The organism is Bradyrhizobium sp. LB14.3, from assembly GCF_040547985.1.
In the GTDB taxonomy this organism is placed as follows: domain Bacteria; phylum Pseudomonadota; class Alphaproteobacteria; order Rhizobiales; family Xanthobacteraceae; genus Bradyrhizobium.
The window spans coordinates 17,370-30,811 of record NZ_JBEPQT010000037.1; the positions used below are offsets into that span (position 1 = coordinate 17,370).

Annotated in this window: 12 protein-coding genes and 1 pseudogene; 3 read left to right on the plus strand and 10 right to left on the minus strand. The window is 64.4% G+C overall.

Annotated elements, in window-relative coordinates; translation table 11 throughout:
• Positions 1–13: 13 nt before the first annotated feature.
• Both ABIB00_RS35155 and ABIB00_RS35160 read right to left on the minus strand, forming a co-directional pair.
• A complete protein-coding gene (locus ABIB00_RS35155) occupies positions 14–226 on the minus strand; it encodes a hypothetical protein (RefSeq protein WP_247350040.1) in 213 nt (70 codons plus the stop codon).
• 133 nt (positions 227–359) lie between these two features.
• Positions 360–1,409: a hydroxyacid dehydrogenase gene (locus ABIB00_RS35160; RefSeq protein WP_354107518.1), complete on the minus strand. Its 1,050-nt coding sequence runs from the start codon at positions 1,407–1,409 to the stop codon at positions 360–362.
• Between the two features lie 266 nt (positions 1,410–1,675).
• Here ABIB00_RS35160 and ABIB00_RS35165 point away from each other — a divergent pair, with 266 nt between their 5' ends.
• The 3 genes from ABIB00_RS35165 to ABIB00_RS35175 all read left to right on the plus strand — a co-directional run bounded on the left by ABIB00_RS35165 (position 1,676) and on the right by ABIB00_RS35175 (position 3,310).
• Positions 1,676–2,242 (plus strand): decarboxylase, encoded by a 567-nt coding sequence (locus ABIB00_RS35165; RefSeq protein WP_354107519.1) that lies wholly within the window; start codon positions 1,676–1,678, stop codon positions 2,240–2,242.
• 11 nt (positions 2,243–2,253) lie between these two features.
• Positions 2,254–2,856, plus strand: coding sequence for a thiamine pyrophosphate-dependent enzyme (locus ABIB00_RS35170; protein ID WP_354107520.1), 603 nt, complete (start codon positions 2,254–2,256; stop codon positions 2,854–2,856).
• Between the two features lie 76 nt (positions 2,857–2,932).
• Positions 2,933–3,310: a VanZ family protein gene (locus ABIB00_RS35175; protein ID WP_354107521.1), complete on the plus strand. Its 378-nt coding sequence runs from the start codon at positions 2,933–2,935 to the stop codon at positions 3,308–3,310.
• Between the two features lie 42 nt (positions 3,311–3,352).
• On the opposite strand, the gene ABIB00_RS35180 is transcribed toward ABIB00_RS35175, so the two are convergent.
• From ABIB00_RS35180 to ABIB00_RS35215, 8 genes and pseudogenes are all read right to left on the minus strand, one after another.
• Positions 3,353–3,736: a DUF1236 domain-containing protein gene (locus ABIB00_RS35180; protein ID WP_354044452.1), complete on the minus strand. Its 384-nt coding sequence runs from the start codon at positions 3,734–3,736 to the stop codon at positions 3,353–3,355.
• Positions 3,737–3,834: 98 nt separating this feature from the next.
• Positions 3,835–4,737: a 2-hydroxy-3-oxopropionate reductase gene (locus tag ABIB00_RS35185; protein WP_354107522.1), complete on the minus strand. Its 903-nt coding sequence runs from the start codon at positions 4,735–4,737 to the stop codon at positions 3,835–3,837.
• Positions 4,738–4,749: 12 nt separating this feature from the next.
• Positions 4,750–5,536, minus strand: a pseudogene (gene hyi / locus ABIB00_RS35190) (hydroxypyruvate isomerase).
• Between the two features lie 11 nt (positions 5,537–5,547).
• Positions 5,548–7,338, minus strand: a complete 1,791-nt coding sequence (gcl, locus tag ABIB00_RS35195) for a glyoxylate carboligase (protein ID WP_354107523.1) — start codon at positions 7,336–7,338, stop codon at positions 5,548–5,550.
• A 151-nt stretch (positions 7,339–7,489) separates the two neighbouring features.
• Complete coding sequence (locus ABIB00_RS35200) at positions 7,490–9,292, minus strand: adenine deaminase C-terminal domain-containing protein (RefSeq protein WP_354107524.1); 1,803 nt, start codon at positions 9,290–9,292, stop codon at positions 7,490–7,492.
• Between the two features lie 84 nt (positions 9,293–9,376).
• Complete coding sequence (locus ABIB00_RS35205) at positions 9,377–10,168, minus strand: NYN domain-containing protein (RefSeq protein ID WP_247350018.1); 792 nt, start codon at positions 10,166–10,168, stop codon at positions 9,377–9,379.
• A 108-nt stretch (positions 10,169–10,276) separates the two neighbouring features.
• Positions 10,277–11,125 (minus strand): IclR family transcriptional regulator, encoded by an 849-nt coding sequence (locus ABIB00_RS35210; RefSeq protein WP_354044470.1) that lies wholly within the window; start codon positions 11,123–11,125, stop codon positions 10,277–10,279.
• A gap of 57 nt (positions 11,126–11,182) precedes the next feature.
• Positions 11,183–13,312 (minus strand): acetate--CoA ligase family protein, encoded by a 2,130-nt coding sequence (locus ABIB00_RS35215; protein WP_247444989.1) that lies wholly within the window; start codon positions 13,310–13,312, stop codon positions 11,183–11,185.
• Positions 13,313–13,442 lie beyond the last annotated feature (130 nt).

The following is a 13,442-nucleotide window of genomic DNA, read 5'->3' on the forward strand; positions in this document are numbered from 1 at the left end:
CGGCCGCTAGACCTCACGACGGAAAGTCAGCCGGCCTGACCTGGATGCGGTCGGCATGCAGCGACCAGTGGTGCAAGGCCTGGTCCTTGCAAAACCTCGCCTTCGCCCGCTCCCTGGCCTCGTTCTCGTCGGTGGCGTCGATCTCGAGCGAGCCCTGGCACACCTCGATCTGCCGGCCGTACTGGCCGAGCACGTCCTTCATGAATCTGACGACATAAGTTGACATGGGACCTCCTGCTGCCACGGCCAGCCCCGGCGACACTCTAATACCATTTAGCCTGAATGAGGGAGGGAGAATTTGACGCGCATCAAGGCCGGTAGGCGGTTCCACGCTGCCCCGGAATGGCAAGCTCCTAACCCTACCCCGGCGTTACCCCGAACGCCTGCTTGAAGCGCTCGGCATAGCGCGGCCAAACCTCGGGATTGATGATGCGCGGCGGGCGTTTGCCGTCGAGCGTGTCCAGCACCTGCTCGGCGGCGATGCGGCCCATGTTCTGGCGCGCCTCGATCGTGACGCCTGCGGTATGCGGGCTCGCCAGCACGTTGTCGAACTGCAGCAGCGGATGCTCCGGCGGCGGCGGCTCCTTGGACCAGACGTCGAGGCCGGCACCCGCGATGCGCTTGTCGCGCAACGCCTGGAGCAGCGCGTCCTCGTCGTGAATGAAGCCCCGGGCCGTGGTGACAAAATACGCATGCGGCTGCATCAGCGCGAACTCGCGCACGCTGATCAAGTTGCGGCTGCCCTTGTTGAGGGGACAGGAGATCGAGACGAAATCGGCGCGGCGCAGCAGCTCGTCGAGTTCGACCTTCTCCCCGCCTCGCTCGGACATCACCTCGGCCGTGAGATACGGATCATAGGCCAGCACCTTCATGCCGAGCAGGCCCTTGCACAGCGCGGCGATGCGGCGGCCGACATTGCCGAGCCCGACGATGCCGACGGTCTTGTGCTCGACCTCGTTGCCGACGAGTTCGTTGCGATTGACGTTGGCCTCCCTGCGAAGCTTGCGGTCGGACTGGATGATACGCTTGGACAGCGTCAGCATCATCGCCAGCGCATGCTCGGCGACCGAATGCGCGTTGCCGCCGGACTGGTTGACGACGAGCACGCCCGCATCGGTGCACGCTTCGGCGTCGACAGGATCGAAGCCCGCGCCGTTGCTGGAAACGAGCAGGAGGTTGGGCGTACGCTTCAGGAAGGCGGCGTCAACATGGAAATGCGGCGCGAGTTCATCGCGAGCAGCCCCGATCTGGTAGACATGGGCCGCGCTCAGGATCGGCGCGTAGAAATCCGCGGGGCTTTCGTTCTCGATGCGATCGAGCCGGACGTCGGGCCGCGCCTTCAGGATGTCGATATAAATCGGATTGGCCAGATATTTGACGTAGAAGACACGCTTGCTGTTGACGGACATCAGGACCCTTCCGGCTCTCTCCAGGAGATCCGCAGGGCCAGCGCAGCGCGCGCTCCTGTCATGCGTTCCTCCGTTCTCTTGTTATTGTCGCTTATGACACGTCGGTACCGGTCGCGGCAGGCCGTCTGGCGCAGATCACGGTGCAGCCCGGACATGTTGACAATCCCGCCCGCCGCGTCAAGTTCGGAAGACCGCCGCGACGGCCAAGACGACGCCTAAGGCAACGGCCAAGACCAAGAAGCATGCGCGGCTGAAGGGAGAACGCAATGGCGATTGCGGAGCAACATACCTCATCCGAGGCGGTGCAGACCTCCAGTGACAAGAGCTGGCACGGCATCGTCCTGCAAACCCTGAAGCGGAACGAGATCAGCCTCATCCCTTACGTGCCCGACCGCGTGCTGACGCCGCTGATCAAGAACCTGCACGCCGATCCCTTCTTCACCACCTTTGCCACCGCGCGTGAGGAGGAAGCCGTCGGCATCGTTTCGGGCGCATGGATGGGCGGACGGCGGGCTGCGGTGCTGATGCAGACCTCCGGCTTTGCCACGCTCGCCAACGTGCTGGCCTCGCTCGCGGTGCCCTACCAGATCCCGCTGATCATGTTCGTGTCCGAGCGCGGCACGCTCGGCGAGTTCAACTACGGCCAGTCGCTGGTCTGCCGCACCATGCGTCCAGTGCTGGATTCGCTGGCGCTCGAGCATCACACCATCACCCGGCTCGACGAGCTCGAATTCATCGCCGACCGTTCGATCAAGCAGGCCGTCATGACACAGGCGCCGGTGGCGCTGATCCTCAACCCGCTGCTCACGGGCGGCAAGACTTTCGACAAGTGAGGCCGGTCCAAATGAATACAGACGCGCGCAACACCAAGGTGATGAACCGCTTCGACGTCACCTCGCGCCTGATCGCGAAACTCGAGCACGAGGAAGCCGTGATCGGCGGCATCGGCAACACCAATTTCGATCTCTGGGCCGCCGGCCACCGTCCGCAGAATTTCTACATGCTCGGCAGCATGGGGCTCGCCTTTCCAATCGCGCTGGGCGTGGCGCTGGCGCAGCCGGACCGGCGTGTCTTTGCGCTCGAAGGCGACGGCTCGCTCCTGATGCAGCTCGGCGCGCTCTCGACGATTGCGGCGTTGAAGCCCGAGAATCTCATCCTGATCGTGATGGACAACGGCATCTACCAGATCACCGGCGCGCAGCCGACACCGGCCGCGAACGTGGCTGACATCGTCGCCATCGCCGCCGGCTCGGGGCTTGCCAACAGCGCCTGGGCCGCGGACGAAGAGGATTTCGAGCGCCTGGTCGACGAAGCCATGTCGGCCTCCGGGCCGAGCCTGATCGCCGTCCGCATCGACGACAAGCCGGGCGTCGGCGCCACCCGGCGCGATCCCGTGCAGATCCGGGAACGCTTCATGCACGGCCTTGGCGTGCGCGAGGCACTTTAACTTTTCGTCATTAACTACACGGCGATCTGATCCCCGCCTCACTGCAGGCGCGGCAAATCCGTGCTAAGCGGTGCGTATGTCCATTTTCATCCGCTTTTTTGCCTGGCTGCTCGCAGCCGCCGTCACTTTCGCAACACTCGGCCCGCCCGGCCTGCGGCCCCGCTCCGACCTCGGCCAGGACGGCGAGCATGCTCTTGCCTTTGTTCTGGTCGGATTAGCCTTCGGCCTGGCTTACCGGAACCGTCGCTGGGCTGTGGCTGCCGCGGCGGTAATTCTGATCGGCGTGCTCGAACTGATGCAATTCTGGGCGCCGGGTCGGCATGCGCGGCTGGAGGATTTTTTGGTCGATGCCGGCACCGCCTGCATCGGGTTTGCGTTCGCGGCCGCCGTCGATTGGGTCATGACGCGCTTCCGCGCCAATTCGGCCCTTACAAGCGAAGGCCCCGCGGAGTGACGCTCCGCAGGGCCCAACTGTTCAAGCCTAGGCTCTGATCGATCAGTCGATGATCTTGACGACGCGGCGTGTGCGCGGCTCGACGATCACACGGCGATCGTTGACGACTGCATAGCGATACTCGGTGTAGTTCGGAACGGGGCGCAGCACAACGGTCGGCGGCAGCGGCTCGCCGACAACGACGCGATCCTCAACGACGACGGAATCGCTACGCGGGATTCCGCCCAGGATCGCATTCGGAATTTCCAGGCCGGCGCCGACCGCTGCACCGACGGTGCCGCCGACCATCGCGCCAACCGGACCGCCGATGTCGCCGCCCGCCCGTGCACCGTTCGCGGCGCCCTCGGCGGTCGTCGACTGAGCAAAGGCTGCGCTTGACACCAGCAGCGACGCGGCAGCCAACGAAATCGCAAGACGGGTTTTCATGTCCTGATGTCTCCAGTGATTGTTGTGCGCCTTCAACCGCGGGGCCGGAGCATTGTTCCGGTTCCCCGTAGCGAAAGACGCGCCAGAACCGGAGACGGTTACCGCGTAACAGTTCGGGCCGCGGCGATCTCGTGGCCAGCCATCAGTTCCAGCGCCCGCACCATCGCCGAATGATCCCAGCCCTTGCCGCCATGCGCGGTGCAGGACGAGAACAATTGCTGCGCCACCGCCGTGCTCGGCAACGACAGGCCGAGCGCGCGAGCGCCTTCAAGCGCGAGGTTGAGATCCTTCTGGTGCAGCTCGATGCGGAAACCGGGATCGAAATTGCGCTTCACCATGCGCTCGCCATGCACTTCGAGTATCCGCGACGAGGCAAAGCCGCCCATCAGGGCCTGCCGCACCAGTGCTGGATCGGCGCCGGCTTTCGACGCGAACAGCAGCGCTTCGCTCACCGCCTCGATCGTCAACGCGACGATGATCTGGTTGGCGACCTTCGTTGTCTGGCCGTCGCCATTGGCGCCGACCCGGGTGACGTTCTTTCCCATCCGGTCGAAGATCGGCTTCATGGTATTGAAGGCGCGCTCGGGCCCGCCGACCATGATGGTGAGGCTTGCCGCCCTGGCACCGACCTCCCCGCCCGAAACCGGTGCGTCGAGATAATCCGCGCCGAGTGCCTCGATCTTCTTTGCGAACTCCTTGGTCGCCAGCGGCGAGATCGAGCTCATGTCGACCACGATCTTGCCCTTGGAGATGCCGCTCGCGACGCCGTCCGTGCCGAACAGCACGGCTTCCACATGCGGCGTATCGGGCACCATGATGATGACGGCATCCGCCTCCTCTGCGACCTCCTTGCTCGACTTGCAGGCAACGCCGCCAGCCGCGATCAGCTCCGGCGCGACAGGCCCGACGTCATGCAGGAGAACGCGATGTCCTGCGGCCAGAAGATGGCCGGCCATCGGTCGTCCCATGGTGCCAAGTCCGATGAAGCCAATGTCGATCATGTCCAAATATCCTCAGGTCTCGAATGTCTGCGCCGCATGCCAGGACAGGCCTTCCAGCGTCGTGGTGCGCGGCTTGTACTCACAGCCGACCCAGCCGCGATAACCGATCGCTTCGAGATGGCGGAACAGGAAGCGATAGTTGATCTCGCCGGTGCCCGGTTCGTGGCGGCCGGGATTGTCGGCGAGCTGGATGTGGGCGATCTGGGGGAGATATTCCTGCATGGTACGGGCGAGGTCACCCTCCATGATCTGCATGTGATAGATGTCGTACTGGACGAACAGGTTGTTCGACCGCACCTCCGAGATGAGCTGCACGGCCTGCTCGGTGCCGTTGAGGAAGAAGCCGGGAATGTCGAGCGTGTTGATCGGCTCGACCAGCAGCTTGATGTTCTCCCGCGCCAGCGTCGAGGCCGCGAAGCGCAAATTCCCGACCAGCGTCTCGTTCAGCTCGCGCGGATCGGCGTCCACTGGCGCGATGCCGACGAGGCAGTTGAGCTGCTCGCAATCGAGCGCCTTGGCATAGTCGATGGCGCGAAACACGCCGTCGCGGAATTCGGCGACGCGATCGGGCAGGATCGCGATGCCGCGCTCGCCTGCGGCCCAGTTGCCGGCCGGCAGATTGTGCAGCACCTGCGTCAGCCCATTGGCTGTCGAGCTGCTCGCGCAAAAGCGCCTTGTCGAAATCATAGGGAAAAAGATATTCAACCCCGGAGAAGCCCGCCGCTTTCGCCGCAGCGAAGCGGTCCACGAACGGCATCTCGTTGAAGAGCATGGTGAGGTTGGCGGCGAATTTCGGCATGATGCTGTTCCCTATTCCGCCGGCTGCAGCACGCCGGGCCGCGCGCTCGCGACCTCGTCGAGCGGCAGATCCAGCACCTCCTCGAACTCGACGATGTTGTCGATCTCCGTGCCCATCGCGATGTTGGTGACGCGTTCGAGGATGAACTCGACCATCACCGGCACGCGGTACTTCGCCATCCATTCGCGCGCTGTGGCGAACGCGGCCTGCGCGTCCTTGGGATCGGTGACGCGGATCGCCTTGCAACCGAGGCCTTCGGCGACCCCGACGTGATCGACGCCGTAGCCACCGAGCTCGGGCGCGTTGATGTTATCGAAGGAGAGCTGGACGTGATAGTCCATGTCGAAGCCACGCTGGGCCTGGCGGATCAGCCCGAGATAGGAATTGTTCACGACGACGTGGATGTAGGGCAGATTGAACTGCGCGCCGACTGCGAGCTCCTCGATCAGGAACTGGAAATCGTAGTCGCCGGAGAGCGCGACGATGTCCCGATCCGGACACGCCGCGCGCACCCCGAGGGCGGCGGGCAGCGTCCATCCGAGCGGCCCCGCCTGCCCGGCATTGATCCAGTTACGCGGCTTGTAAACGCCGAGGAACTGCGCGCCGGCGATTTGCGACAGGCCGATCACCGAGACGTAGCAGGTGTCACGGCCAAACGACTTGGTCATCTCTTCGTAGACGCGCTGGGGCTTGATCGGGACGTTGTCGAAATGGCTCTTGCGCAGCATCGTCTTCTTGCGATCGCGGCAGGCCGCGGGCCACGCCTGGCGCTCGCGCAACCTGCCTGACCGGCGCCACTCCCTGGCGACGGTGACGAACAGTTCGAGCGCGGCCTTCGCGTCCGAGACGATGCCGAGATCGGGATTGAACACGCGCCCGATCTGGGTCGGCTCGATGTCAACATGCACGAAGGTGCGGCCCTTGGTGTAGGTTTCGACCGAGCCGGTGTGGCGATTGGCCCAGCGGTTGCCGATACCGAGCACGAAATCGGATTCGAGCATCGTGGCGTTGCCGTAACGATGACTGGTCTGGAGACCGACCATACCGGCCATCAGCACGTGGTCGTCGGGGATGGCGCCCCACCCCATCAGCGTCGGCACCACCGGAACATTCGCGATCTCGGCAAACTCGACCAGCAGGTCGGAGGCGTCCGCATTGATGACGCCACCGCCCGCCACGATCAGCGGCCGCTCGGCGGCGTTGAGCATCTCCAGCGCCTTCTCGACCTGCTTGCGCGTCGCGGTGGGCTTGTAGACCGGCAGTGGCTCGTAGGTCTCGTCGTCGAACTCGATCTCGGCGAGTTGCACGTCGAGCGGCATGTCGATCAGCACCGGCCCCGGGCGGCCGGAGCGCATCACGTGAAAAGCCTGGCTGAACACGCGTGGCACCAGCCCGGGCTCGCGCACGGTCACCGCCCATTTGGTCACGGGCTTTGCGATCGACTCGATGTCGACGGCCTGGAAATCTTCCTTGTAGAGCCGCGCCCGTGGCGCCTGACCGGTGATGCAGAGGATCGGGATGGAATCGGCGATCGCCGAATAAAGCCCGGTGATCATGTCGGTGCCCGCCGGCCCAGAGGTTCCGATGCAGACGCCGATGTTGCCGGCCTTGGCCCGCGTGTAGCCCTCGGCCATGTGCGAGGCACCCTCGACATGCCGCGCCAGGATATGGCGGATCGAACCGCGCTTCTTCAGCGCCGAGTAGAGCGGATTGATCGCGGCCCCGGGAACGCCGAAGGCAGTCGAGATGCCTTCCTTCTCCAGAATTCGCACGGCAGCATCGATGGCTCGCATTTTCGCCATATCGGACCTCGCTCGGTTGCATTGGCTGAGCGAGATCATCGGGCGCGCAGGATACGATCTCAACGAGATCGATTTTATTTTCCACGATGCGGCAGCCGCGGAAAAAACGCGGCGGTCTCAATCAGTTGGGTCGAGAAACGCGTGAAAGCGCTCACTCGAACAGCGGCGCCAGCTCCATCTGCGGCACCAGCACGAGACCCTTGTCGGTGATGCGAATTTCCGGAATGACCGATAGCGGAATCAAATTGAAGCCCATGTAGGGGATGGTGCAGCCGGCCTCCGCCCATTCCTTCTTCAGAGCTTTGACCTCCTCGGCCACCTCCGTGACGCGCTTGTCGGACAAGAGCCCGGCGATTGGCAGCGGCACCAGCGCCCTCACCTTGCCGTCGGCGACGACACAGACGGCGCCCTGCTGTGCCTTGATGGCCGATATCGCCGCCTGCATATCGGCCTCGTTGGTTCCGGCAACGATGATGTTGTGGCTGTCGTGCCCGACGCTGGAGGCGACCGCCCCGCGCTTCAGGCCAAAATCCTTCAGCAAGCCATAGGCGACGTTGCCGGCCGATTTGCCGTGGCGCTCGACCACCGTAACGAAGCACAGGCCGTAGCGCGCAAACAGCGACGGCCAGTCTTTTGCGGGCTCGATCGCGATCTTCTCATGGATGAGCGTGATGCCGGGCAGCGCGGTCTTGATCGCGTTGACGGTACAGGCCTTCGCCGGCAACTCCGGCGTCAACTTGACCTTCTCGGGCAGCTTCACGGTCGCATATGCCGCCCTCGGATATTGATAACGCTGCGACAGCGCCTGATCGAGCTTCGGCGTGATCTTACGGTGCTCGACCACGAGTTCGCCGCCGTACCAGGTGCATTGCGGCCTGAGATTGTCGTCCATCAGCACCAGATCGGCGCGGCGGCCGCCGCCGAGCCCGCCGATATCGCCATCGACGCCAAAACGCGTCGCACCATGCAGCGAACCCATCGACCAGGCCTGCTCGGGCGACATTCCCGCCTTCACCGCCTCCCGCACCACCCAGTCGAGGCCGAACAGCAGCAGATCATCGGCGTCGCGGTCATCGGTGCACACGGCGGTGCGCTTGTGCGAGGCGCCGAGCTCGGTGATGGTGCGGATCGCCTGCGGCAGCGAGTGCCATGGCGTGGTCGGCGGGCCGCCGCGCAAAAACACCCAGACGCCGGCATCGAGCAAATCGTCGGCAATGTCGCGGTCGATCGCCTCATGGGTGTCGGTGACGCCGGATGCCGCATAGGCCGCAACGAATTCGCGGCCATAGACATGGCCCGACACCGGTCGCCCGCGCTTCAGGGCGGCGGCGAGGATGGCGTGGCTGCGTTCATCGCCCATGGTAACAGGCACAAAATCCATCTTCTCGCCGAGCCCGACTGCTTCCGGCCAGCGGTCGAACAGGCCGGCGATCTTGTCCGGCGTGAGATCGCCGCCCGCAGTCTCCAGTGCGGCCGAAGTGGCCGGTACCGTGCTCGGCACCGTCAGGAAGATCGAAAGCGGGGCTTCGCGCGCGTCCTCCAACATGGCCTCAACGCCGGCGACGTCCATGACGTTGCCGATCTCGTGGCTGTCGCAGAAGATCGTGGTGGTGCCGTTGAGCAGTGCCGCCTCGGCATAGGCGCAGGCCGTCACCATCGAGGATTCGATGTGGATGTGCGGATCGACCAGGCCCGGCGCGATGATGCCGCCGGCGGCGTCGTACAGCGGCACGTTGCCGAGGAACCGCTTCGCAGCACCCGCCGGCTTCACCGCCGCAATGCGCCCCCCGGTAATCCAGACCTCGCGGTTCGCGTGGATGCGCTCGGAATAGGTCGAGAGCACCCGCGCACCTGATATGACGAGATCGGGCGCGACGCGCGCGGAGGCGACATCGGCCAGACGCCGCGTCATCGCGTGCAGCGGTGCGACGGCAAAGCGGGTGAGTTTTGTCATGAGCGCTCTCGCGGGATGTTACGGCGCCGCGATGGTTACGCCCTGAGCCAGACCGGGCAAGCTCAAATATAACAGCACGCCTGCTTACGCCTTGGGTGGAACGCCTGCCGTCCCTGACCTTCTGCGCGGGTTCCGCGTTTTCGACGGTGGTGCGGCAGCGGGCTTGACCCGAATCCGCATCGACCGTCCCTTCGGCTCATCGATCTCGAAGGAGTTTGTCTTCCGCACGAGGTCACTCAGCTTGCGGAAACCGAACGTCCTCGGATCGAAATCGGACGCCAGATTGGCAAGCTGCCGCCCGACCTCCCCGAGCGTGACCCAGCCGTCTTCGCTCTCCATCTGGGTGATGACCCTCTTGATGATGGGGGTTGCCCCATCGGGCGGCTGAAGTGGCGCTGACCTCGCCGCCGCATCCTGCGTGTTCGCGGGGGCGGGAAGCAGGTTCTCCGTATAGACGAACCTTCGGCAGGCCTGCCGGAAGCTTTCCGGCGTCTTCTGCTCGCCGAACCCAAAGACATCGACGCCCTGCTCGCGGATACGGGCGGCAAGACGGGTAAAGTCGCTGTCCGACGACACCAGGCAGAAGCCATCGAACCGGCCGCTGTGAAGCAGGTCCATCGCGTCGATGACCAGCGTTATGTCGGATGCATTCTTTCCCGTCGTATAGGCGAATTGCTGCTGCGGGATGATGGCGTGTTTCGACAGGATGTCGGCCCAGCCCCTGGACCTGGCATTGGAGAAATCGCCGTAGATACGGCGGACGCTGGCCTCGCCGATCTTGGCGATCTCCTCGAACAGTCCATCCGCGATCTTGGCCGAAGCATTGTCGGCATCAATCAGGACGGCGAGACGGGGCGAACGGAGCTCTGACGGCATGACTTTCCCCAAAAGGACGCGACAACGGTGGACGGATATACCGATGTCGGGGCTCTTGCCGCCAGCGCTGATTTCTCCCGCAAGGTGGCGATGGAGCGCAGGCCTGGCTCAACCCGGCTTTGCCGCCGGCATCACGCCGCCAAGCGCTGCCGTCAGTTCCGCCGCGACGTCCCGCACCACGCGGCCGATCTCGGGCAGCCGGGCGTCGGTGACGCGGCTGGTCAAGCCGGACACTGAGATCGCGGCGAGCGGCTCGGCGCTGGGGCTGTAGACCACGGCTGCGACGCAGCGCAGACCCATCTCGGCCTCTTCATCATCCACCGCAAAACCCTGCTTGCGGATGGTCGCGAGCTCCCTGAACAGATCGCTCGGTCGCACGATGGATTTCTCGGTCAGGCGTGGCATGCCGTGATGGCGGATGACGGCACCGACGTCCTCGTCGGAGTAGGTCGCAAGCACCGCCTTGCCGACACCCGATGTCACCATGGCGACGCGACCGCCGACCTTGGTCAGCGAGCGCATGATCTCGCGGCTTTCCATCCGGGTCAGCACGATGATGAACTCGTCGTCGACGACGGCGAGATTGGCGGTCTCGCGGGTGAGATCGCGCAGCTTGCGCAAATAGGGAATGGCCTGGGCGCTGAAATTACGCCGTCGGGCAAAGCTCGCGCCGACCGTGAAGCTGCGCACGCCGACATGCCATTTGGATTCGGCGCGGTCGAATTGCACGAAGCGGCGGCTTTCCAGCGTCGCCAGCAGACGGTGCACGGTTGAGGCCGACAGGCCGGTGCGGACGGCGAGATCGCTGAGGCGATAGCCTTCGTCGTCCTCGGCCAGCGTCTCGAGGATCGACAGCGCGCGGCCGACGGACTGCACACCGCCGTCGCGCGCATCGTGGTCAGCCTCCGATGACGATCGAGGCTCGAGCGATTTGCGCCGGATCACGTTCTTGCCCATCGCGACCTGACAATTGTCACCTCTCTCCGCGTGCGGAGAGAGGTGAAAGTCCTCGTGTCAGAGCAGCCCTGCCCCGCGCGCCCATTTGTACTTGGCGCCCAGGACCTCGACCGGCAGTTCGGTCGAATAGGCATAGGCCGGGATGCCGTTCTGGTAGAGATATTCGGCGGCTTCCTCGACCTCGACGTCGCCGGCGAGCGAGGCGACGATCGGCTTCACAAAACCCTTCGCCTCCATCTCCTTCTTCACCTCGACCATGTTACGGGCGAACACCATCGGCGGCGTGACGATAGTGTGCCAGTAGCCGAGGATCAGCGAATGGATGCGCTCGTCCGTCAGGCCGAGCTTGACCGTGTTGACGTAGGTGATCGGCGGCTCGCCGCCGGTGATGTCCACAGGATTTCCGGCCGCGCCGAACGGCGGGATGAACTTGCGGAAGGCCGCATCGAGATCCGGCGGCATCGACATCAGCGACAGGCCGTTGTCGACGCAGGAGTCCGACAGCAGCACGCCCGAGCCGCCTGCACCGGTGATGATCAGGACGTTCTCGCCCTTGGGCGTCGGCAGCACCGGCACGCCGCGCGCGAACTCGAGCAGCTGCCGCAGCGAGCGGGCGCGGATCACGCCGGACTGCGCCAGGACGTCCTCGTAGATCTTGTCGTTGCCGGCGAGCGCGCCGGTGTGCGACGAGGCTGCCTTCGCACCGGCGGAGGTGCGGCCGGCCTTGAGCACGATGACGGGCTTCTTCTTGGAGACGCGTTTTGCGGCTTCGGCAAAGGCGCGGCCGTCCTTGAGATCCTCGCAGTGCTGCGCAATCAGGTTGGTGTTCGGATCCTGCTCGAAGAAGGCGAGCAGATCGTCCTCGTCGATATCGGACTTGTTGCCGAGACCGACGATGGCCGACACACCCATTTTTGCCGAGCGCGAAAAACCGATGATGGCCATGCCGATGCCACCCGACTGCGATGACAGCGCCGCGTGGCCCTTGACGTCGTAGGCGGTGCAGAAGGTCGCGCAGAGATTGGCCGGCGTGTAGTAGAAGCCGTAGATATTCGGCCCCATCAGGCGGATGTCGTATTTCTTGCCGACCTCGACGATCTCGGCCTGGAGCTCCGGCGCGCCGGCTTCCGCGAAGCCCGACGGGATCAGAACCGCGCCGGGAATTTTCTTCTCGCCGCATTCGGTCAGCGCCGCGGCCACGAACTTCGCGGGAATCGCGAACACCGCGGTGTCGATCACGCCCGGCACGTCCTTGACGCTCTTATACGCCTTGTAGCCGAGGATTTCGGCGGCCTTGGGATGGATCGGGTAGATGTCGCCCTTGTAGCCGCCGTTGATGAGGTTCTTCATCACGGAATTGCCGATCTTGCCGTCTTCGGCCGAGGCACCGACCACGGCAACCGCCTTCGGCTGCATGATGCGGCTCATGGCCGCGACGATCTCTTCGGTCGGGCGCGGCTTCGGCTTGGGCACGTAAGCGAAGTCGACGACGATGCGGACGTCGGCGGCGATCGCATCCTTTGCCGTCGCGAACACCGGGTTGAGATCGAGCTCGACCATCTCGGGGAAATCAGTGACGAGTTGCGAGACCTTGACGATGATATCCGCAAGCGCCGTGCGGTTCACCGGCTCGCCGCCGCGAACGCCCTTCAAAATCTCATGCGCCTGGATGCCGTCGAGCATCGACAGCGCGTCTTGCTTGGTCGCGGGCGCCAGGCGGAAGGTGATGTCCTTCAGGACCTCGACCAGCACGCCGCCAAGGCCGAAGGCAACCAGCTTGCCGAACGAAGCGTCGGTGATCGACCCGACGATCACTTCGGTGCCGCCGGCCAGCATCTGCTGCACCTGGACGCCCTCGATCTTGGCATCGGATTTGTACTTCTTGGCGTTGCCGAGAATGGTCTCGTAGGCCTTCTCGGCGTCTTCGGCCGTCTTGAGGCCGACGATGACGCCGCCGGCTTCGGTCTTGTGGAGAATGTCCGGCGAGACGATCTTCATCACCACCGGGAAGCCCATGGACGAGGCCATCTTGCCAGCCTCGCCGGCCGACTTCGCCACGCCCTCCTTCGGCACCGGAATGCCGTAGGCGTCGCAGACCAGCTTGCCTTCCGGCGCGGTCAGGCTGGTGCGGTTGTCCGCCTTGACCTGGTCAAGCACCTTGCGGACGGCATCTTTGGAATTGGACATGTGGCTTCTCCCTGGACCTTAGTTCTTTCTCAAAGCGCGCGCGTGTTGCGGCTGCCCGTGATGCTTGCCAATCGCCGCGCTCTGTTCCATGTCGCGGAACGGAGTGGCGCAAGCCTGAGACTACTCCGCA

Excerpts from the sequence above, each read along its gene's own strand:
- ABIB00_RS35155 (WP_247350040.1), bottom strand. The coding sequence starts at position 226 with ATGTCAACTTATGTCGTCAGATTCATGAAGGACGTGCTCGGCCAGTAC.
- ABIB00_RS35160 (WP_354107518.1), bottom strand. The coding sequence starts at position 1,409 with ATGTCCGTCAACAGCAAGCGTGTCTTCTACGTCAAATATCTGGCCAAT.
- ABIB00_RS35165 (WP_354107519.1), top strand. The coding sequence starts at position 1,676 with ATGGCGATTGCGGAGCAACATACCTCATCCGAGGCGGTGCAGACCTCC.
- ABIB00_RS35170 (WP_354107520.1), top strand. The coding sequence starts at position 2,254 with ATGAATACAGACGCGCGCAACACCAAGGTGATGAACCGCTTCGACGTC.
- ABIB00_RS35175 (WP_354107521.1), top strand. The coding sequence starts at position 2,933 with ATGTCCATTTTCATCCGCTTTTTTGCCTGGCTGCTCGCAGCCGCCGTC.
- ABIB00_RS35180 (WP_354044452.1), bottom strand. The coding sequence starts at position 3,736 with ATGAAAACCCGTCTTGCGATTTCGTTGGCTGCCGCGTCGCTGCTGGTG.
- ABIB00_RS35185 (WP_354107522.1), bottom strand. The coding sequence starts at position 4,737 with ATGATCGACATTGGCTTCATCGGACTTGGCACCATGGGACGACCGATG.
- gcl (WP_354107523.1), bottom strand. The coding sequence starts at position 7,338 with ATGGCGAAAATGCGAGCCATCGATGCTGCCGTGCGAATTCTGGAGAAG.
- ABIB00_RS35200 (WP_354107524.1), bottom strand. The coding sequence starts at position 9,292 with ATGACAAAACTCACCCGCTTTGCCGTCGCACCGCTGCACGCGATGACG.
- ABIB00_RS35205 (WP_247350018.1), bottom strand. The coding sequence starts at position 10,168 with ATGCCGTCAGAGCTCCGTTCGCCCCGTCTCGCCGTCCTGATTGATGCC.
- ABIB00_RS35210 (WP_354044470.1), bottom strand. The coding sequence starts at position 11,125 with ATGGGCAAGAACGTGATCCGGCGCAAATCGCTCGAGCCTCGATCGTCA.
- ABIB00_RS35215 (WP_247444989.1), bottom strand. The coding sequence starts at position 13,312 with ATGTCCAATTCCAAAGATGCCGTCCGCAAGGTGCTTGACCAGGTCAAG.